Source organism: Pantoea sp. Ap-870 (genome assembly GCF_011752515.1).
Lineage (GTDB): Bacteria > Pseudomonadota > Gammaproteobacteria > Enterobacterales > Enterobacteriaceae > Pantoea > Pantoea dispersa.
This window is the reverse complement of sequence record NZ_VWXG01000005.1, coordinates 185,006-204,887: the sequence shown is the minus strand read 5'-3', so window position 1 is coordinate 204,887 and position 19,882 is coordinate 185,006. Positions and strand designations below refer to the sequence as shown.

16 protein-coding genes are annotated in these 19,882 nt (G+C 57.8%); 4 read left to right on the top strand and 12 right to left on the bottom strand.

Translation table 11 applies throughout. The features are described 5' to 3' along the window. Positions 1-312: 312 nt before the first annotated feature. The 4 genes from efeB to putP all read right to left on the bottom strand — a co-directional run bounded on the left by efeB (position 313) and on the right by putP (position 5,340). Positions 313-1,593, bottom strand: a complete 1,281-nt coding sequence (efeB, locus tag F3J41_RS14375; protein WP_166711604.1) for an iron uptake transporter deferrochelatase/peroxidase subunit — start codon at positions 1,591-1,593, stop codon at positions 313-315. 2 nt (positions 1,594-1,595) lie between these two features. Continuing rightward, positions 1,596-2,714: an iron uptake system protein EfeO gene (gene efeO / locus F3J41_RS14370; protein ID WP_166711602.1), complete on the bottom strand. Its 1,119-nt coding sequence runs from the start codon at positions 2,712-2,714 to the stop codon at positions 1,596-1,598. Positions 2,715-2,765: 51 nt separating this feature from the next. Then, the gene (gene efeU / locus F3J41_RS14365; RefSeq protein ID WP_021509909.1) at positions 2,766-3,599 is read right to left on the bottom strand and encodes an iron uptake transporter permease EfeU; all 834 of its coding nucleotides are present in this window, start codon (positions 3,597-3,599) and stop codon (positions 2,766-2,768) included. 256 nt (positions 3,600-3,855) lie between these two features. Beyond that, positions 3,856-5,340 (bottom strand): sodium/proline symporter PutP, encoded by a 1,485-nt coding sequence (gene putP, locus F3J41_RS14360; protein WP_058774545.1) that lies wholly within the window; start codon positions 5,338-5,340, stop codon positions 3,856-3,858. A 445-nt stretch (positions 5,341-5,785) separates the two neighbouring features. Between putP and putA the strand changes: the two genes are divergently transcribed. After that, a complete protein-coding gene (gene putA / locus F3J41_RS14355) occupies positions 5,786-9,730 on the top strand; it encodes a trifunctional transcriptional regulator/proline dehydrogenase/L-glutamate gamma-semialdehyde dehydrogenase (RefSeq protein WP_166711677.1) in 3,945 nt (1,314 codons plus the stop codon). Positions 9,731-9,885: 155 nt separating this feature from the next. Here the strand turns inward: putA and F3J41_RS14350 are convergent, their stop codons facing one another. The 8 genes from F3J41_RS14350 to F3J41_RS14315 all read right to left on the bottom strand — a co-directional run bounded on the left by F3J41_RS14350 (position 9,886) and on the right by F3J41_RS14315 (position 17,254). Further along, entirely contained in the window at positions 9,886-10,968 is a 1,083-nt protein-coding gene (locus tag F3J41_RS14350) for an acyltransferase family protein (RefSeq protein ID WP_166711600.1), read from the bottom strand. A 412-nt stretch (positions 10,969-11,380) separates the two neighbouring features. Next, the gene (gene tcyN, locus F3J41_RS14345) at positions 11,381-12,133 is read right to left on the bottom strand and encodes an L-cystine ABC transporter ATP-binding protein TcyN (protein WP_021509905.1); all 753 of its coding nucleotides are present in this window, start codon (positions 12,131-12,133) and stop codon (positions 11,381-11,383) included. Further along, on the bottom strand, positions 12,130-12,798 hold the full coding sequence (gene tcyL, locus F3J41_RS14340; protein WP_058757420.1) for a cystine ABC transporter permease: 669 nt from the start codon (positions 12,796-12,798) through the stop codon (positions 12,130-12,132). Before tcyL ends, tcyN begins: the two co-directional genes overlap by 4 nt. Continuing rightward, positions 12,798-13,598, bottom strand: coding sequence for a cystine ABC transporter substrate-binding protein (gene tcyJ / locus F3J41_RS14335; RefSeq protein ID WP_166711598.1), 801 nt, complete (start codon positions 13,596-13,598; stop codon positions 12,798-12,800). The genes tcyL and tcyJ overlap by 1 nt, the downstream gene beginning before the upstream one ends. A 150-nt stretch (positions 13,599-13,748) precedes the next feature. After that, positions 13,749-14,735 (bottom strand): D-cysteine desulfhydrase, encoded by a 987-nt coding sequence (locus tag F3J41_RS14330; RefSeq protein ID WP_166711596.1) that lies wholly within the window; start codon positions 14,733-14,735, stop codon positions 13,749-13,751. A gap of 131 nt (positions 14,736-14,866) precedes the next feature. Next, positions 14,867-15,370, bottom strand: coding sequence for a flagella biosynthesis regulatory protein FliZ (gene fliZ / locus F3J41_RS14325; protein WP_031280184.1), 504 nt, complete (start codon positions 15,368-15,370; stop codon positions 14,867-14,869). A 49-nt stretch (positions 15,371-15,419) separates the two neighbouring features. Next, positions 15,420-16,142, bottom strand: a complete 723-nt coding sequence (locus tag F3J41_RS14320; protein WP_021509900.1) for an RNA polymerase sigma factor FliA — start codon at positions 16,140-16,142, stop codon at positions 15,420-15,422. Between the two features lie 143 nt (positions 16,143-16,285). Next, entirely contained in the window at positions 16,286-17,254 is a 969-nt protein-coding gene (locus F3J41_RS14315) for an HNH endonuclease signature motif containing protein (protein ID WP_088517721.1), read from the bottom strand. Between the two features lie 320 nt (positions 17,255-17,574). Here F3J41_RS14315 and rfbA point away from each other — a divergent pair, with 320 nt between their 5' ends. Genes rfbA through rfbD form a run of 3 tightly spaced genes read left to right on the top strand, consistent with a single transcriptional unit; the run spans position 17,575 to position 19,857 of the window. Further along, a complete protein-coding gene (gene rfbA / locus F3J41_RS14310; protein WP_125310830.1) occupies positions 17,575-18,441 on the top strand; it encodes a glucose-1-phosphate thymidylyltransferase RfbA in 867 nt (288 codons plus the stop codon). 1 nt (position 18,442) lies between these two features. Beyond that, positions 18,443-18,991, top strand: coding sequence for a dTDP-4-dehydrorhamnose 3,5-epimerase (gene rfbC / locus F3J41_RS14305; RefSeq protein WP_021509897.1), 549 nt, complete (start codon positions 18,443-18,445; stop codon positions 18,989-18,991). Further along, positions 18,976-19,857: a dTDP-4-dehydrorhamnose reductase gene (rfbD, locus tag F3J41_RS14300; RefSeq protein WP_166711594.1), complete on the top strand. Its 882-nt coding sequence runs from the start codon at positions 18,976-18,978 to the stop codon at positions 19,855-19,857. Before rfbC ends, rfbD begins: the two co-directional genes overlap by 16 nt. Positions 19,858-19,882 lie beyond the last annotated feature (25 nt).

Sequence of the window (19,882 nt, the reverse complement as noted above, 5' to 3'; positions counted from 1 at the left end):
TAAGGACCGGGCCATGCGCGAACTCCAGTGGACTTAGCCACACAACTGACGACGCTATGACTAAAGTTCATCATATTTCCGCCGATTTGCAACACTATTTTTACTTTACAGCAAAGAAAACCCGCATGGCGCTGCCTTAACCCGGTGCGCTTAAATTAAATTAATATTAATATTCAGTAAGATAGGTAATTGAGCACTTAACAAACTGTTTCAGAAAATTCGGACATCACAGCGAGACAAGAGAAATTTAAGGCGGGCTTAACAGCAGCGCCTGGCACCGCGAACGGCGAACAAGCGCTGTACATTAATTAATCAGGCTTCGAGCAACGGCTGCCCCAGATAATGATTTTTGTCCGCCACGCCGGGCAAAACAAAAAAGTATCCGCCGCCGATGGGACGAATATATTCTTCCAGCGCTTCGCCGTTCAGCCGTTTCTGCACGGTAATAAAGCCTTTGCTTAAATCGTGCTGATAACAGACGAACAGCAGCCCCATATCCAGCTGCCCTGCCCCGGTAATCCCCGAGGAATAGCTGTAGCCGCGCCGCAGCATCAGGCTGCTGTCGGTTTGCGGCGTGCGCGGATTGGCGAGCCGGATATGCGCATCCAGTGCGATAATCTCGCCGTCCGGATCGCGGGCGTAATCCGGCACGTCATGCTCGTGCTGCATCCCCAGCGGCGCGCCGGACAACTTCTCACGACCAAAAATGGTTTGCTGCTCGCCCAGCGGCGTACGGTCCCACATTTCAACGTGAAAACGGATGATGCGTACCGCCTGATAGCTGCCGCCGTGCGTCCACGCCGGTTCCTGCTGTTCTGGTGTCACCCACAGCAGCTGGTCCATCAACTGAGTATTGTGCGTATCCGGATTGGCGGTACCATCTTTGAAACCCAGCAGGTTGATCGGCGTTTCGCGCCCTTTGCTGCGTGCAGCGTGATCGGCGATAAAGCCGTCGCGCCGCCAGCGCACCGCCAGCAGATCCGGCGTGTGCTTGATGATATCGCGCAGCGCGTGAATCACCGTATCCTGGGTATTGGCGCAGATCTGAATCAGCAGGTCGCCATGACACTGGGCGGCGTCGAGCGAATCGTTGGGAAAGCGTGTCATCGTCTGCAGCTGGCTGGGCTTATGCGCGGCCAGCCCGAAGCGCTCGTCGAACAGTGAATGCCCCACCGACAGCGTCAGGGTCAGGTTATCGGGCGCAATGTCCGCACCCAGGATGCCGGAGTCGAGCGGCGGCAGCTGCGGATTGGGCACCGCCGGCGCCGGTCCGCCCTGGGTGAGAAAGGCAAAGCGCTGCGTCAGCAGCCGCAGCAGGCGTTCCAGTTCGGCTTTATCACTGGCCAGCACATCAAACGCCACCAGCATCATAGATGCCTGCTGCGGCGTCAGGATGCCGGCCTGATGAGCGCCGTAAAACGGTTGCGCCTGCTGGCGCGCGTCGGGTGCAACCGTGCCAGGTGAGAAACTCTCTGCCGCGCTGGCGGCATGGAACGGACAGCCGCCGCCCAGTGCCGCCGCGCCACCCAGCATGCCTAATCCCTGTAACAGACGACGACGCGACGGTTGCGCCGCGTCATTTTTTTTACTCATGATTAATCAAGACCTAAAGTGCCGCGCAGCAGGGAGAGATCTTCCGCCAGCGTGGTGATGGGCCCTTTCAGCGCATTACGGTCGCTGGTGGTCAGCTTTTCATAGGAGGCAAAACCGTCTTTGGTGCGGTATTTGCTGAGAATGCCATCCACCTTCTTAAAGTTCGCGTCCACTTTCGCCAGCAGCTGCGGATTGGCTTTTTGCAGCAGAGGACGCAGCAGATCAACGATTTTCTGTGCGCCGTCGATGTTGGCCTGAAAATCGGACAGATCGGTACGGCTGTAGCGATCTTCATCACCGGAGATTTTGCTGGACGCTACCTCTTCAATCAGGCCTGCCGCGCCACCGACCACTTTCGCCGGCGGGAAGGCCAGCTCGCTGACGCGGGTTTGCAGATCCTGCACATCCTTATACAGCTGGTCAGCGAACGCGTCCGCGCCTTTGGTGGTGTTGTCGGCGAACAGTAGTTTTTCCAGCCGGTGGAAGCCGCTAAATTTCGGATCTTCCGCTTTTTTCTCGAAGTCATCTTCACGCGCGTCAATACTGCCGTCGAGGTCAGAGAACAGTTCGGCAATCGGCTCGATGCGCTCATAGTGCACACGCGTCGGCGCATACAGCGCTTTGGCTTTTTCCACGTCACCGGCTTTTACCGCGTCGGTAAAGGCTTTGGTGCCGGCCACCAGCGCGCTCACTTCTGCCATCACGTAGACTTTGTAATCGGCAATCGGCCCGACCAGCTGCAGCACGTCTGGCTTGCCGGTGCTGGCGGTTTGGCTGTCACCGCTGACCACCAGCTTGCCTTTCGGATTGGTGAGCAGGCCGCAGGTCATGTCATATTCACCCGCTTCCAGGTTGGCGGTGAGCTTCTGGCTGAAGCCGGGCGCGATGTTTTCGCGCTCTTCCACCACCATCACGCCTTTAAGGATTTCCCACTCCAGCGCTTTCTGGCTGTTGTTTTTGATGATGAACTGGGTTTTACCGGCCTGCACGTTGAGCGACATCGGCTCGCACTGCTTGTCAGTGACCGTCACCGTGACCTGCGGTACGGCAGCGGCAGAAGCGGCACCGGACAGCGCCAGCATGGAGAGCAACAGCGCCTTACGGCGGAAGCGAATCGTCATAGTCATATCCCTGTTACATGAAGGTACAGGCGCACGCGCGCCTGCGAAAATTTAGCGCACCGACCGTGCGGCGCTGGGTGCCGGACGCGCCGGGAAGAAAAACAGCAGCAGCGCCGGGATCAGATAAATCAGCCATACCGCGACTTCGCTGACGCTCGGCGCTTCCTGATAACCCAGAATGCCTTCCAGCAGCGTGCCAAAGATCGAATGGGTAGAGAGCGTGTTGCTGAAGTCAAACGCGGTCGCCTGGAAGTGGTTCCACAGTCCCGCCTCGTGGAAGGCGCGGATCGCCCCCGCCGCCAGTCCGGCCGCCACCAGCAGGATGAACAGGCTGGTCCAGCGGAAGAAGTGCGCCATGTTAAGACGCACGCCGCCGTAGTAAATCAGCATGCCCAGCACGATGGCGGTCGCCAGACCCAGCACCGCGCCAATCGGCGGCGCATAACCGACATCCTGGGTAAACGCTGCCAGCAGAAAGAACACCGACTCCAGCCCTTCACGCGCCACGGCGAGAAACACCATCAGCACCAGCGGCAACCCGCTGCCGCCCGGCTTCTGCAGCGCCTGATCGACGGATTTTTCCAGCGTGGCTTTGATATTGCGCGACACCTTGCGCATCCAGAACACCATTGAGGTGAGGATCACCACGGCAATTACCGCCACGATGCCCTCGAACAGCTCCTGCTGTTTCTGCGGGAACTCACCGGTGGTTTCGTTGATGAAAATACCGAGCGCGAGGCACAGCGCCGCAGCAATAAACACGCCGGCCCACATCGCGGGGAACCACTGGCTGCGCTGGGTGCGTTTGAGATAGCTGGCAATCAGGCTGACGATGAGCGCTGCCTCGAGACCTTCGCGCAGCATAATGAGAAAGGGAACGAACATCACCAACCTCTTGAATGTTAAGGAGGGTAAACCTAAGGTAAAAATACGTAAAGTGCGAACGATATCGATTATCATTATCGCGGATGAAAATACAAGTCACCGCGCGAAATTAATTTTGCTTTTGCGGGTCAGGTAGAGATGCGGGAAAGTCAGGGCGGAGTGACAGATTGCGCGATAAATCGTGCGCAGAGGACGAGACATGAAAACTGCGGGGAGCACGGCACTCGCGCTCCCCGCTTTACTCAGACCATCACCGTTATTTGGTGTTGTATTCCGCTTCGGCGGCATCGAAACGCTGCTGCGCTTCAGCCGACGGTTCGCGGCCGGCCAGGCTCACCACGACAATCGCGATGCTGGCAAACAGGAAGCCCGGGATGATTTCATACAGATTGAGCCAGGCGTACTGCTTCCAGATCAGCACCGTGGCGGCACCGATAATCATGCCGGCCAGCGCGCCGTTGCGCGTCATGCGCTTCCAGCACACGCCGAACAGCACCACCGGACCGAATGCGGCACCAAAGCCTGCCCAGGCGTAGCTCACCAGCCCCAGCACGCGGTTCTCCGGGTTGGAGGCCAGCGCAATTGCCACCAGCGCAATCACCAGCACCATTAAACGGCCAACCCACACCAGCTCTTTCTGGCTGGCATTTTTACGCAGAAAGCCTTTATACAGGTCTTCGGTCAGTGCGCTCGAGCACACCAGCAGCTGACAGCTCAGGGTCGACATCACCGCCGCCAGAATGGCTGACAGCAGAATACCGGCGATCCACGGATTGAACAGAATACGTGCCAGTTCGATAAACACGCGCTCGCCGTTTTCGCTCACGCCCGCAGCCTGATCCGGATGGTTCTGGAAATAGGCGATGCCGAAGAAGCCCACCGCGACGGCACCGGCCAGGCACAGGATCATCCAGGCCATGCCGATGCGGCGTGCGGTACGAATAGAGCGGTGCGAGTCTGCGGCCATGAAGCGCGCCAGAATATGCGGCTGGCCGAAGTAGCCAAGGCCCCAGCCGAGCAGTGAAATCACCGCCACGAAGTTGAGGCCCTTCAGCATATCGAGGTTTTCCAGGCTTTTCGCTTCAATCACGGCCAGCGAATCATCCAGGCCACCGACAGCGATAATCACAATCACCGGCGTCAGGATAAGGGCAAAAATCATCAGGCTGGCCTGCACGGTATCGGTCCAGCTCACCGCAAGGAAGCCGCCCACCAGGGTATAAAGAATGGTTGCTGCCGCGCCGGCCCACAGCGCGGTTTCATAACTCATGCCGAAGGTGCTTTCAAACAGGCGCGCACCCGCAACCACGCCCGAGGCACAGTAAATGGTGAAGAAGATCAGGATTACCAGTGCCGAGATGACGCGCAGAATTTTGCTGTGGTCTTCGAAGCGGCTGGTGAAAAAGTCCGGCAGGGTTAAGGCGTTATTGTGATGCTCGGTCTGCACACGCAGGCGACCCGCAACAATTTTCCAGTTCAGCCACGCGCCAATCGTCAGGCCGATGGCAATCCAGCTCTCAGAGATCCCGGAGAGAAAAATCGCGCCCGGCAGTCCCATCAGCAGCCAGCCGCTCATGTCCGAGGCCCCGGCTGACAGCGCGGTCACCACGCTGCCCAGGCTGCGACCGCCCAGAATATAGTCGTCAAAGTTTTTGGTTGAGCGGTACGCGATAAAACCAATCAACACCATCCCGAGGATGTAAATGATAAATGTCACCAGCATCGGTGTACTTACTGTCATCTGTCTCTCCACTTATTATTTGATCTCTTAAGAGAAATCTTTTTCCTGCGTTACCGGAACGGGATAACGTCAGGGCTTTACCGCATCCAGAGAAAGCGATTTCTCATAAGGCGCGGTATCCTGCCGCAAAGGTGCGACGCGCACAATGCATTTAACACAGCTGTTACCTGGGTTTCACCTGACTTTGCGTTTTTCATGCTCACAGGTTGCGCCTGTTCACATTTTAAGTTGCACCTGATGTCAGCCAGGATGCGTTTTGTTGCGGTGGGTTGCAACTCTGGCGAGATTCTTGCAGCAAGTTCTGTGCCGCTTTTGCTGCGTTAACAAAAAAGCCGGTTAAAAACGTGCAACCGGGGTCACATTTAACACGGTTGCACAAAGTTGCAACATGAGTGATAGTGCAGCCCACGCTGAAGTTGATTCACACTTTGAGGACGAGGAAATCATGGGAACCACCACCATGGGGGTGAAGCTGGATGAAGCCACCCGCGATCGCATTAAACTGGCGGCGCAAAAGATTGACCGCACGCCGCACTGGCTGATCAAGCAGGCAATTTTTAACTATCTCGGCCAGCTGGAAGCGGGAGAAACGCTGGCGGAGATCCCGCTGCAGCTGAATGATGCCGCAGACGATGAGCGCGTGCCGGAAGAGAGCTTCCAGCCTTTCCTCGACTTCGCCGAACACATTTTGCCGCAGTCGGTCAGCCGCTCAGCCATCACCGCCGCGTGGCGTCGTCCGGAGACCGATGCGGTGCCGATGCTGCTGGAGCAGGCGCGTCTCACTGCCCCGCTGGCAGAGAAAACCCATCAGCTGGCATACAGCCTGGCGGACAAGCTACGGCACCAAAAAGGGGCAACCGGACGCGCCGGCATGGTGCAAAGCCTGCTGCAGGAGTTCTCGCTCTCGTCTCAGGAAGGCGTAGCGCTGATGTGTCTGGCGGAAGCGCTGCTGCGTATTCCTGACAAGCCCACCCGCGATGCGCTGATCCGCGATAAAATCAGCAACGGCAACTGGCAGTCCCATCTGGGCCGCAGCCCGTCGATGTTCGTCAACGCCGCCACCTGGGGCCTGCTGTTTACAGGGCGTCTGGTCTCCACGCACAATGAAGCCAACCTGTCTAAATCGCTGAACCGCATCATCGGCAAGAGCGGCGAACCGCTGATCCGCAAAGGCGTGGATATGGCGATGCGCCTGATGGGCGAACAGTTTGTCACTGGCGAAACCATCGCCGAGGCGCTGGCCAACGCGCGCAAGCTGGAAGAGAAAGGCTTTCGCTACTCGTATGACATGCTGGGCGAAGCGGCACTCACCGCCAGCGATGCCAAAGCCTATCTGATCTCCTATCAGCAGGCGATTCACGCTATTGGTAAAGCCTCCAACGGACGCGGCATTTATGAAGGTCCGGGCATTTCCATCAAGCTGTCGGCGCTGCATCCGCGCTACAGCCGCGCGCAGTATGAGCGGGTGATGGAAGAGCTTTATCCGATCCTGAAATCGCTGACGCTGCTGGCGCGCTCGTATGACATCGGCATCAACATCGATGCTGAAGAAGCCGATCGCCTGGAGCTGTCGCTCGATCTGCTGGAAAAACTCTGTTTTGAGCCGGAGCTGGAAGGCTGGAACGGCATCGGTTTCGTGATTCAGGCTTATCAGAAGCGCTGCCCGTTTGTGATTGATGCGCTGGTGGATCTGGCGCAGCGCAGCCGCCGTCGTCTGATGATCCGTCTGGTGAAAGGCGCTTACTGGGATAGCGAAATCAAACGCGCGCAGATGGAAGGCCTTGAAGGCTATCCGGTTTATACCCGCAAGGTGTATACCGACATCTCCTACCTCGCCTGCGCGCGTAAACTGCTGGCGGTGCCTAACCTGATTTATCCGCAGTTTGCCACCCACAACGCCCACACGCTGGCGGCGATCTACCAGCTGGCGGGCAACAACTACTATCCTGGCCAGTACGAGTTCCAGTGCCTGCACGGCATGGGCGAACCGCTGTACGAGCAGGTGGTGGGCAAAGTGGCCGATGGCAAGCTGAACCGGCCGTGCCGGATTTATGCGCCGGTCGGTACCCACGAAACGCTGCTGGCCTACCTGGTGCGTCGCCTGCTGGAAAACGGTGCCAATACCTCGTTCGTCAACCGCATCGCTGACAACACGCTGCCGATTGACGAGCTGGTGGCCGATCCGGTGGCTGCAGTGGAAAAAATGGGTGTCGCAGAAGGCGCCATTGGCCTGCCGCATCCGAAGATTCCGCTACCGCGCGATCTGTATGGCGACAAGCGTGTTAACTCTGCCGGTCTGGATCTGGCCAACGAACACCGCCTGGCGTCGCTCTCCAGCGCCCTGCTCTCCAGCGCCAGCCAGCCGTGGCAGGCTCAGCCGATCATTGATGGCGAGCTGGGTAGCGGCAGCAGCCGCGCGGTGATCAACCCGGCCACGCCGGCGGATATCGTCGGCAGCGTGCGGGAAGCCACCCCTGAAGAGGTCTCCTGTGCGCTGGATGCCGCGGTCAATGCCGGACCAATCTGGTTCGCCACGCCGCCGCAGGAGCGTGCCGCGATTCTTGAACGTGCCGCCCAGACAATGGAAGACCAGATGCAGCAGCTGATTGGTTTGCTGGTGCGTGAGGCAGGTAAAACCTACAACAACGCCATTGCCGAAGTGCGCGAAGCGGTGGACTTCCTCTATTACTACGCCGGCATGGTGCGTGACGATTTCGATAACGAAACCCATCGCCCGCTCGGTCCGGTAGTGTGCATCAGCCCGTGGAACTTCCCGCTGGCGATCTTCACCGGCCAGATTGCCGCCGCCCTGGCGGCCGGCAACAGCGTGCTGGCGAAACCCGCCGAGCAGACGCCGCTGATTGCCGCGCAGGCGGTGCAGATCATGCTGGATGCCGGCGTACCGGCCGGCGTGCTGCAACTGCTGCCCGGCCAGGGCGAAACGGTGGGTGCGCAGCTGACCGGCGACGAGCGGGTGCGCGGCGTGATGTTCACCGGCTCAACCGCAGTCGCCACCCTGCTGCAGCGCAACCTGGCTGGCCGCCTCGATCCGCAGGGTCGCCCGACGCCGCTGATCGCCGAGACCGGCGGCATGAACGCCATGATCGTCGACTCTTCAGCGCTCACCGAACAGGTGGTGGTGGATATCGTGGCGTCCGCGTTTGACAGCGCCGGCCAGCGCTGCTCGGCGCTGCGTCTGCTGTGCATCCAGGACGATGTGGCTGACCACACGCTGAAGATGCTGCGTGGTGCCATGGCCGAATGCCGCATGGGCAATCCGGAGCGTCTGTCGACCGACGTCGGTCCGGTGATCGACGCTGAAGCCAAAGCCAACATCGAGCGCCATATCCAGGCGATGCGCAATAAAGGCTTTACTGTGTATCAGGCGGTGCAGGAGCATCCGCAGGACAGCAAAGAGTGGCACAGCGGCACCTTTATCAAACCGACGCTGATTGAGCTCGACCAGGTCAGCGATCTGGATAAAGAGGTGTTCGGTCCGGTGCTGCACGTGGTGCGCTTTGCGCGCAACAACCTGCCGCAGCTGATTGAGCAGATCAACGCCTCGGGCTATGGCCTGACGCTCGGCGTGCATACCCGAATCGATGAAACCATTGCGCAGGTGACGGCCGGGGCGAAAGTCGGCAACCTGTACGTTAACCGTAACATGGTCGGCGCGGTGGTCGGCGTACAGCCGTTCGGCGGCGAAGGCCTGTCGGGCACCGGTCCGAAAGCCGGCGGTCCGCTCTATCTTTACCGCCTGCTGGCTCATCGTCCGGACGGTGCTCTGCGCATCACCTTTGATCGTCAGGATGCCGAACGGCCGGTGGACAGCAGCGTGCGCACCACGCTGCTGAGCGCGCATCAGGCATTGCAGAGCTGGGCACAGGATAAGCCGGAGCTGCTGGCGCTGTGTCAGCGTTACGATGCGCTGAGCCAGGCCGGAACCATGCGACTGCTGCCAGGCCCGACCGGTGAGCGCAACACCTTTACGCTGCTGCCGCGCGATCGGGTACTGTGTATCGCGGACAATCAGCAGGATGCGCTGATTCAGCTGGCGGCGGTCACCAGCGTCGGTAGCCAGGCACTGTGGCAGGATGACGAGCTGCACCGGACGCTGCGCCAGTCGCTGCCGGCCGCGGTACAGGCGCGCATCACGCTGGCGAAAGATGTGCTGGCGGCGGAGTTTGATGCGGTGATCTATCACGGCGATGCCGATCAGCTGCGCAGCCTGTGCGAACAGATTGCCGCCCGCGAAGGTGCGATTGTGTCAGTGCAGGGCTTTGCCCGCGGCGAGACCAATCTGCTGCTGGAACGTCTGCTGATTGAGCGCTCGCTGAGCGTCAATACCGCGGCCGCCGGCGGCAACGCCAGCCTGATGACCATTGGTTAAGTAAAGCAGGATCGCCATGGATGGCGTAATGGAGATCGGTGAAGGACACCGCAAGTTGCAATAAGGCCGTAGCGGCGCTATTCATTGTGCGATGAATCGCGCCGCTACGAAATGTGCCCTCGTTTTTGTACCACTTTAAAACTTACCAGCGCACATCACGCCACCGACTTACTGCGTTTCAAACCAATCAGCGTCGGGAAAACAAACAGCGACTGCCCCAGCCCGCGGTTGGTCAGCGACCACACCGCCACCGAACACAGCGAACAGATGCCGACAATTGCCAGCGGATAGAAGCACGCCCACAGCAGCGCAAACCACGCCTGCTCAAACAGATGATGGCGCTGCGCAAACAGAATCGCTGACATGCCGAAGAACTCAATAAAAATGCGGTGGATAACGTAGATCTGCAGCGTGTTGCGGCCAATCCAGTTGAAGTAACGCATGCTGAAGTGCGCGTTGAGCCAGCGGCACGCCGCCACGCTCACCAGCACCGCGATGATGCACATGAACAGGCTCTTATCGAGGCCAAAAATCACGTGCAGGCCGGACAGCGCGGCCAGCGCGGCCCACGGCAGAAGGTTCTCGCGGCGCAGTTGACTCAGGCGCAACATCAGCGGGCTCCAGAACGCGCCCAGCAGGAAGAACAGGAAATACTGCGCCACGCTCTGCGGTCCCCAGTAGGGAATGATCTTCTCCACCGCCAGATAATTCAGCACCACCGCCGCCACCAGCAGCGCCACTTTGTGCTGACGGAAGATTTTGGCGCACAGGAAGTAGATCGCCAGACCGTACAGGTACCACGAGGTGCTCATCGCCAGGAAAGTCAGCTTAAGGAACTCCAGCAGCGAACCGGCGTAAGCCGCGTTGAGGTTCTGCGAGATACGCTGGCCGGTGATTTCAGTCGAAATGCCGACAATCGACCACCACTGAATAAAGCCCCACAGCACATAGAGATAGAACAGATTGGTAATGCGGCTGGTAAATACCTGTTTCCACGGCCGGTTGAGAATGCCGTTGGTGGCAAGCAGGCCGGAGACGAAGAAAAAGGCGGGCATGCGCAACGGTGATAACACCGTATTAAACTGCACCCATATTTCCGCCGGAATCCAGCCGGCGCTGAGATATTTAACCGTGCCTTCAAAGCCCGGTAATACGGTGTGATACAGCACCACCAGCAATATGCACACCCCTTTCAGGGTATTCACCCATGCAATATCTTCTTTCATGGCGTTATTCATATTTTTGACTCCTGCTGCGGTGTAGGTCTTAAAGGAGAAGAATGGAAAAACAGGCAGTGAAGCCTTTATGGTTATTCAACGATTATTCAGCAAGCAGCAGGGACTGACTCTAGCGAAACTCCTAAAACTTTTTCGCTGGTCCTGATATAACAATACTTTACAGTACCAGAGATAAATTGACCGCCCGGCGGGTTAGCCGTGAATAGCTGTTATTTAAGCCTTCATGGCATAAATTGACGGTGCGCCGCGCACGTAATGCCGCGTGGAAATTAAGAACATTCCGCAGCGGAGTAAACCAGCATTAATTATATCGCCGGGAAATAAATTTATTAATGCGTCAAAAAGATAAGCGCGATATTTAATATTTTGCTAGAGGAAAAATAATTCGGGCCAGCGAACCGGCCCGGAGAGATTATTGATTGAGAAACTTGTCGAGAAATTGCCGGGTGCGTGCCTGCTGCGGATTGCTGAACAGCGCTTTAGCCGGGCCCTGCTCCACAATACGCCCCTGATCCATAAAGATGGCGCGATCGGCGACGTCACGCGCGAAGCTCATCTCATGCGTAACGATCACCATAGTGCGTTTCTCCTGCGCCAGCGCGCGAATGGTGCTGAGCACCTCGCCCACCAGTTCAGGATCCAGCGCCGAGGTTGGCTCATCGAACAGAATCACCTGCGGACGCATCGCCAGCGCCCGGGCAATTGCGACGCGCTGCTGCTGACCGCCGGAAAGCCGGCGCGGGAAACTCTCTTCCTTACCGTGCAGACCGACCTTCTCCAGCAGCGTGCGCGCGCGCGCAATGGCTTCCGCCTTCGCTTCGCCTTTGACGATCACCGGCCCTTCAATGATGTTCTCCAGCACCGAACGGTGCGGGAACAGATTGAAGTTCTGGAACACAAAGCCGACCTGCTGGCGCAGCTGCCGCACTTTATCCTTCTGCTTGTGCAGGCCGAGGCTGGCGTCGATGCTGATGTCACCGACTTTGACCTGGCCGCTTTCCGGCACTTCCAGCAGATTAATACTGCGCAGCAGCGTGGTTTTGCCCGAGCCGCTCGGACCGATGATCGCCACCACTTCGCCGGGCGCGACATCGAGGTCGATACCGTGCAGCACCGTCTGGCCGTGAAACTGTTTCACCAGCTGACGGACTTCAATTGCACTCATCTTGCCTCCCGATCCTGACGATTGACGTGCGCTTCCAGCCGATTTTGCAGCGCCGACAGCACCGTGGCCATCACCCAGTAAATCAGCGAGGCCGCCAGATACATGGTGAACACTTCCAGCGTGCGCGAGGTGATCAGCTGCGCCTGCCGGAACAGCTCCGGCACCTGAATGGTGGCCGCCAGCGAGGTATCTTTCACCAGGCTGATAAAGCTGTTACCGAGCGGCGGCAGCGCGGTGCGCGCCGCCTGCGGCAGAATAACGCGACGCAGCGTCTGCCACGGCGTCATGCCGATACTGGCGGCCGCTTCCCACTGACCGCGCTCAATAGCCGCAATCGCGCCACGCAGCGATTCCGAGGCATAGGCCGCGGTGTTGAGCGACAAACCAATCATCGCTGACGGAATCGGGTCGAGCTCAATGCCAAACTGCGGCAGACCGTAGTAGATCATAAACAGCTGGGCAATCAGCGGCGTGCCGCGAAAGATCGACACATAAAAACGCGCCAGCCAGTTAACCGGCCAGAAGCGTGACAGGCGCATCAGCGCCAGCACGAAGCCGAGTATCAGGCCGAAGAACATCCCGCCGATACTCAGCTGCAGCGTGAACAGCGCGCCTTTCAGCAGAAAAGGTGCTGAATCCAGCACCAGCTGTAAACTTTCCTGCATTATTTCGTGACGTCCGCGCCAAACCACTTCTCAGACAGCTTGCTCAGCGAGCCATCTTTCTGCATGTCGGCGATGGCACCATCAATCGCTTTCAGCAGCGATTCATTGCCTTTGCGCAGCGCCACGCCCGCTTCCAGACGGGAGAACGCCGGGCCAGCCACCGCCATGGTATTGCCGGTTTTCTTCACCAGATCCAGCGCGGCTAAGCGGTCAACCAGAATGGCATCCACGCGGCCTGAACGCAGATCCTGATATTTGGTTGGGTCATCATCATAGGTACGGATATCCACGCCTTTGACGTTGTCGCGCAGCCACTGCTCATAGTTAGAACCGAGACCCACGCCGACTTTCTTGCCGGACAGATCATCCGGTTTGGTGATGGAGCCCGCGTTCTTCTTCAGCGTCAGCGCCTGCACGCCGGAGATGGTGTACGGCGTGGAGAAGTCATACTTCTTCTTGCGCTCGTCGGAGATGGTCACCTGGTTGATCACCACGTCGATACGTTTGGAATCCAGCGAGGCCAGCATACCGTCCCATTTGGTCGGTTTGAGATCCGCTTTCACGCCGAGGTGTTTTGCCAGCTCCTGGGCAAACTCGACTTCAAAACCGGTCAGCTTGCCGTTTTCATCCTGGAAGCTGAACGGCGGATAGGTGCCTTCCAGCCCGACGCGCAGCTCACCTTTGCTCTTGACCTGCGCCAGCAAATCTTCTGCCGCAAAGCTTTTTACGTTCACGCCCGCCACCAGTGCGACCGCCATCATTCCCATCACCAGCTGGCGACGAATCGGAGAGAAAGCCATGTTTACCCCATTATTGTGATGTGTTGTGTGCTTATGGTTAATTAACGCACATTTTGGGCGCGGCGTGCTTTATCTCGCAATAAAGGGTGCCGCTCCGGCATGTGCTCTTTGTAATAACCGCTGGATTATAAACCTTTTTTTGCTGCTGTCTCATACCGAAGGATGATAAGCAAATAACGCCGGTGCGCCGCCGGTATGCACAAACAGCAGCGGCCCTTCCCGGCGGAAACGGTTCTGGCTGATGCCATCGATCAGACCCGCCATCGCTTTGCCGGTGTAGACCGGGTCGAGCATAATGCCCTCCAGCCGCGCCAGCAGGCGCACCGCTTCCATGCCTTCGTCATTGGGTTCGCCGTAGCGCGGCGCAAAATAGTCATCCCACAGGGTTACCGGCGCACGCGCTTCCAGCTCCAGCTGCTGTGCCAGCGCGCTGCGAATGCGCTCCACCACCGGCAGCTGCGCCTCAACCTTGCGCGACACCGTAACGCCCACCAGCTCGCTATTCGGCAGCAGCTGTTCCAGACCGATCGCCAGCCCGGCATGCGTCCCGGCACTGCCCGACGCCACCACCACCGCAGCGAAATCCACCACGCCTTCGCTTTGATGGGCGATCTCCTGCGCGCATTCGACGTAGCCGAGCGCGCCAAGCGCATTCGAGCCGCCCATCGGCACAATGTAAGGCCGGAAGCCCTGCGCTTCCAGCCGTTCTGCCTGCTCTGCCAGCTGCTGCGGCGGATTGTGCAGCGCATCAACCATCACGACCTCGACATCCATCAGGTCCAGCAGCAGGCGGTTGCCGTTGCTCAGGTAGTTGGCGGCGTCGGTGCCAATCGGGTTCTCCAGCAGCGCCACGCATTTCAGGCCCAGACGCGCCGCCACGGCTGCCGTCTGGCGCACGTGGTTGGACTGAATCGCGCCGGCGGTCAGCAGCACATCGGCGCCTTCCCGCAGCGCATCGGCAGCGAGAAACTCCAGTTTACGCAGCTTGTTACCGCCCAGCGCCACCGGCGTGACGTCATCACGTTTAATAAAGATATCGCGTCCGAGGTAATCAGACAGGCGTGGCAAATGTTCTAACGGCGTCGGTGCGCCAAGCAGTTCAAGACGGGGAAACTGGTGCAAAAGATGTAAGGACAATGCAGCCTCCATTCGGGCAATGTGCAGTTATCCCTACAGTGTTGCAGAAGATGAGAAAAGTCGCATCCGGAATTGATCGCGACGCGCCCCGGTTGCTGGCATGCTCACCAGTAACCGGGGTTGAATCACCCTTAGCCGCGCTGCCAGCCTAAGAACTGGTCATATTTGCGCAGTGCAATACGGTAGTTATTGTTGCCCGCATCGGGCAGATCGTTTTGCAGACACTCATGCCAGCTGTTGCCCCGTAACCTTTCTGCCGGGAAATTTTTCGCTTTCAGCATGTCATCAAGACGACGCAGACGCACCACATATTCACGAATGGTACTGTGACTCATCTCGGTCTGCTCAAACAGATATTGTTTGAACGCCATGATATCGAAGTAATTCGGATGGGTATTACAAAAAATATCGCTGCAGAAACGGCACAGCGCCGTCAGTTCCGGCTGGAGTTTCATCCATACCTGATCGTCAATCATCTGGTCCATGCGTGCGATGGCCTCTTTATTGATGATCTGGCCGCGGAACACTAACGCCATACGGTCTAAAACTTTGCCACAGTGTGAACAGTTGCTTTGGCTGTGTTTGTAGTCTTTAAGGTAGCGACTTAACGGTCTGGCTTTAACTTTGGCTCCCATTGCTGAGTCCCCGGTTTTTTTATTTTTGGTTCCCCAGGAACTGAGTCTGTTAGCGCGCTCCCGTCAAACGGGCCCGCAGGCGTTTGATCGCCTGACTGTGCAACTGGCTGACGCGGGATTCCCCCACTTCCAGCACCGCGCCAATCTCTTTCAGGTTCAGTTCTTCCTGGTAGTACAGTGTGAGCACCAATTTTTCGCGTTCAGGCAACGCCTCAATCGCTTCAATCACGCGTTCACGCAGGTTTCCTTCCATTAACTGATGCAACGGGTTGGCTTCCTCATGCCCCTCCGTGACCAGTTCCGCACTGTCGCCGTGTTCTTCCCGATACTCGTCGTACGAGAAAAGCTGGCTGTTATTGGTATCCAGCAGAATCTGCCGGTACTCTTCCAGCGAAACATTCAACCGCTCAGCCACTTCCTGCTCGGTAGCCGCGCGCCCCAACGCTTGCTCTACCTGATGCATAGCGCCGGCCACCTCGCGCGCATTACGACGTACGCTGCGTGGTGCCCAGTCGCGGCTGCGCAGCTCATCCAGCATTGCGCCCCGGATACGCTGCACGGCGTAGGTGGTAAAGGCGGTGCCCTGCAGCGCGTCATAGCGCTCCACGGCATTCAGTAAGCCAATACCACCGGCCTGCAGCAGATCGTCAAGCTCAACGCTGGCTGGCAAACGCACCTGCAGGCGCAGCGCTTCATGCCGCACCAGAGGAACGTAGCGCTGCCAGAGCGAATGTTTATCCATCACGCCATCGGCGGTATAGAGATCGTTCACGTTGACTACCCTGCGTTAATAAAGTTATCGGCATGATTATCCAATTCTGTAGCGGTTTCGATTGGCAGAATAGGCAGGCAAAAGCGAGGTTATTTCAAATTTGTTATGGATGGCGGTGGATCGCACCGCCATTGCGCGCAGGTTCAGCGCAGATTACGCAGCCGCTGCCTTGTGCCAGGCGGGACGGCGTCCCACAGCGCACAGGTTTTGCCCTCAAGCGCCTGATAAAAAGGGCTAATGGACTCGTCGCATTCCAGCGCGGAATTAAACAGCACCTGACCGGTTTCTGCGTCAATGCTAATCATTTTGTTGATAAACAGCCGCTGCAGGTCGCTGCGCAGGAACAGGCCGTTGTCGACGCTGTTATCCGCCAGGAAGCCCTCTTCATTCTCCTGGGTGTCGATATGGCAGGCTTCCACCCACGGCCAGCTGTGGCGCTCGGTTAAGCGCGTGCCGGTAATAATGCAGGCACCATAGCGCGCCTTCACCGCCGCGCTGAACTCCGCCTGGCTGGCGCGCTGGAACACTTTCGCCTTGACGCGCCGCCCCACTTCAGTACCCGGCATTACCGCGCTGGGCATTTTCTGCTGCGGCGTGCTGAGTACCACTAAAAACTGGATCTTGCGCGACAGCGGGAAACAGGGGTGCGCCTGCGGATCGAACAGCTGCCAGTACTCATCCTCTTCGGTCTGACGCATCAGCACCAGCTTGAAACCGCGGCTGTTGAGCAGGTTTTGCGCTTCCGCCGAGCGGGGATCGAGCATCGCGTAGACCCTGGTTTCGCCGATCACTTTCCAGCGTCCGCTTTTACGCGCTTCATCGTTACGACGAAAATAGAGAAACGCCTGCTGGTTTTTAAGGTAATGCTCGAAGCGGCGCAGGTAGTTTTTGCGCTCGTTATCGTCGGAGACGAACAGCAGATCCTCCAGCGGACTGTTCAGCTCCTCCTGCGCAAACAGCGCGCGGATCACCAGATTGCGGTAGCTGGTTGACGGGCTGAGCAACCCGCGGGCGGTGAGCTCCTTCTCCTCCGGATGCTGCTGCGCATAGCGCAGCGCGATCTCATCGAAGGTCAGTTGCTCACCCGGTAACAAGTCATAATTGAAGCGCATAGACACCCCAGAAACAGGAAAAATAGAGCTTAAAAATTGGAATGATTCTGAAGAGGGTTATCGGCAGTTCTCACCCAGGCTGTAACAGGATGGTTACTTTTTTGAGGTTATGATGCGCAAGGGGAAATCGTCTGCCGCGCAAGAGCCCAATTTGATTTAGCTCAGCAGGAATGCCCACGCGCTGCTTTTCTCTCCTTCCGCTTATCCCCGGCAATGCCCGCTTTTTTATCGGTTATTCGCGCCATCAATTATTCCTGCGCGCTCGTATGCTCACAGCATGACTCTGTGGAGAGCAGAGACGCGTAATAAGGAAGGCAATGATGAAAGGTATAGTGCTGGCGGGCGGGACAGGTTCCCGCCTGCATCCTGTAACCTGCGGCGTATCGAAGCAGCTGTTACCGGTTTATGACAAACCGATGATTTACTATCCACTTTCGGTGCTGATGCTGGCAGGCATTCGTGACATCCTGGTGATTACTACCGCTGAAGATCTGGCGGGATTCCAGCGTTTGCTGGGCGACGGCAGCCATTTCGGCGTCAATCTCCAGTTCGCGGTGCAGCCATCGCCCGATGGCCTGGCGCAGGCGTTTATCATCGGTGAGTCTTTTATTGCCGGTGAGCGCTGCGCATTAGTGCTGGGCGATAACATTTTCTTTGGTCAAAGCTTTGGTAAAAAGCTCGAAGATGTGGTCGCGCGACCGCAGGGTGCTACGGTATTTGGCTACCAGGTGATGGACCCTGAGCGCTTCGGCGTGGTGGAATTTGATAAGCAGTTCCGCGCACTGTCCATTGAAGAAAAACCGCTACAGCCAAAATCGAACTATGCCGTCACCGGCCTCTATTTTTACGATAAAAATGTCTGCGCCATGGCGCGGGAAGTTCGCCCTTCTCACCGCGGCGAACTGGAAATTACCACCCTCAATCAGATGTATCTCGACGATGGGTTGCTTAACGTCGAAGTGCTGGGACGTGGCTTTGCCTGGCTCGACACCGGTACCCACGAGAGTTTACTCGAAGCGTCACACTTCATTCATACCATTGAAAAGCGCCAGGGCTTCAAAATTGCCTGTCTGGAAGAGATCGCCTGGCGCAAGCGCTGGATCGGTAGCGAGTCGCTGCTGCAGCGCGCCGCCTATCTCGGCAAAACACAGTATGGTCACTATCTGAAGATGCTGGTGGAGGAGTGAGATGGAGGTCATCACCACGAAAATTGCTGATGTAAAAATTATCCAGCCTAAAGTATTTGGCGATGCCCGCGGCTTCTTCCTCGAAACCTTTGAGAAGCGGCGTTATCAGCAACTGCTGGATATCGACCTGGATTTTGTGCAGGACAACTACTCCCGTTCGGCGCGTAACGTGTTGCGCGGGCTGCATTTTCAGAAAACCCAGCCGCAAGGCAAACTGGTGCGCGTGGTACGCGGCGCGGTGTTTGACGTTGCCGTCGATATCCGTGCGGATTCGCCCACCTTTGGCCAATGGACCGGGCTGGAGCTGTCTGAAGAGAACAAAACCCAGTTGTGGATCCCGCCGGGTCTGGCACACGGTTTTGTGGTGCTCTCCGAGGTCGCTGACTTCGAATATAAATGTACTGATTACTACAACCCACAGGATGAAGCCTGCCTGATGTGGAATGACGCTGAAATTGCGGTGCAATGGCCGGTAGCGACGCCTCTGCTATCGGTAAAAGATCAACAAGGACTCTCCCTGCAGGAGTTAGTGCAATGCGCGTTTTGTTAACCGGTGCTTATGGCCAGCTTGGCCGTTGTTTACTGGATCGGGTGCCGGCAGAGTGGGTGCTGCTAGCCTGTGGCTCTGCCGAGTTAGATATTACCGACCGCCCGGCGGTGGAACGGGTGGTGAAGAAATTCCGTCCCGATGTGATCATCAATGCCGCCGCATATACCGCGGTCGATAAGGCTGAAACCGACCGTATCCGCGCCATGAAGGTCAACGCCATCGGCCCGGAAAATCTCGCCATCGCCGCTCACCAGCAGGGCGCCCGCTTGATTCATCTCTCCACCGATTACGTGTTTGATGGCAGTAAAAAAACGCCTTATACCGAAAGCGATCTGCCCTGCCCGATTAATTTCTACGGCCTGAGCAAATGGGAGGGTGAGAAACGCGTATTCTCAGTGCTGCCGGACGCCGTAGTGATTCGCACCTCGTGGGTGTTCAGTGAGTACGGTGCAAACTTTGTCAAAACCATGCTGCGGCTGGCAGAAACCCGCAGCGAAATCAGCGTGGTGAACGATCAGTTCGGCTGCCCGACCTATGCCGGCGATCTGGCACAGGCGATTATCACCCTGGCATCCCGCGCGGAAGCCGCCGGCGTTTATCACTACTGTGGCGATGTGGCGGTCAGCTGGTGCGAATTCGCCCAGGCGATTTTTGTGGCCGCGCAGCGGGATGTGCTGGTGAAAGGGATTGGCAGTGCGCAATATCCGATGGCGGCGGCAAGGCCGGTAAATAGCGTACTGAATACCGTGCGGATAGCGGCGCTGGGGGTTGAAGCATCGGACTGGCAAAACCGCGTGCAATCCGCCTGCTTAGCCGGTGATTCAGCCATCGTTCAGCCCGTTCCTGACATCACCGCCCTGCAATAAATATAAAACAAGGCGTCTCAGACGC

What these genes read in the sequence shown, in the direction of transcription:
- efeB (WP_166711604.1), bottom strand. Translation starts at nt 1,593, where the DNA reads ATGAGTAAAAAAAATGACGCGGCGCAACCGTCGCGTCGTCGTCTGTTA.
- tcyN (WP_021509905.1), bottom strand. Translation starts at nt 12,133, where the DNA reads ATGAGTGCAATTGAAGTCCGTCAGCTGGTGAAACAGTTTCACGGCCAG.
- efeU (WP_021509909.1), bottom strand. Translation starts at nt 3,599, where the DNA reads ATGTTCGTTCCCTTTCTCATTATGCTGCGCGAAGGTCTCGAGGCAGCG.
- tcyL (WP_058757420.1), bottom strand. Translation starts at nt 12,798, where the DNA reads ATGCAGGAAAGTTTACAGCTGGTGCTGGATTCAGCACCTTTTCTGCTG.
- fliZ (WP_031280184.1), bottom strand. Translation starts at nt 15,370, where the DNA reads ATGGGAGCCAAAGTTAAAGCCAGACCGTTAAGTCGCTACCTTAAAGAC.
- efeO (WP_166711602.1), bottom strand. Translation starts at nt 2,714, where the DNA reads ATGACGATTCGCTTCCGCCGTAAGGCGCTGTTGCTCTCCATGCTGGCG.
- F3J41_RS14315 (WP_088517721.1), bottom strand. Translation starts at nt 17,254, where the DNA reads ATGCGCTTCAATTATGACTTGTTACCGGGTGAGCAACTGACCTTCGAT.
- rfbA (WP_125310830.1), top strand. Translation starts at nt 17,575, where the DNA reads ATGAAAGGTATAGTGCTGGCGGGCGGGACAGGTTCCCGCCTGCATCCT.
- putP (WP_058774545.1), bottom strand. Translation starts at nt 5,340, where the DNA reads ATGACAGTAAGTACACCGATGCTGGTGACATTTATCATTTACATCCTC.
- rfbD (WP_166711594.1), top strand. Translation starts at nt 18,976, where the DNA reads ATGCGCGTTTTGTTAACCGGTGCTTATGGCCAGCTTGGCCGTTGTTTA.
- tcyJ (WP_166711598.1), bottom strand. Translation starts at nt 13,598, where the DNA reads ATGGCTTTCTCTCCGATTCGTCGCCAGCTGGTGATGGGAATGATGGCG.
- putA (WP_166711677.1), top strand. Translation starts at nt 5,786, where the DNA reads ATGGGAACCACCACCATGGGGGTGAAGCTGGATGAAGCCACCCGCGAT.
- rfbC (WP_021509897.1), top strand. Translation starts at nt 18,443, where the DNA reads ATGGAGGTCATCACCACGAAAATTGCTGATGTAAAAATTATCCAGCCT.
- F3J41_RS14350 (WP_166711600.1), bottom strand. Translation starts at nt 10,968, where the DNA reads ATGAATAACGCCATGAAAGAAGATATTGCATGGGTGAATACCCTGAAA.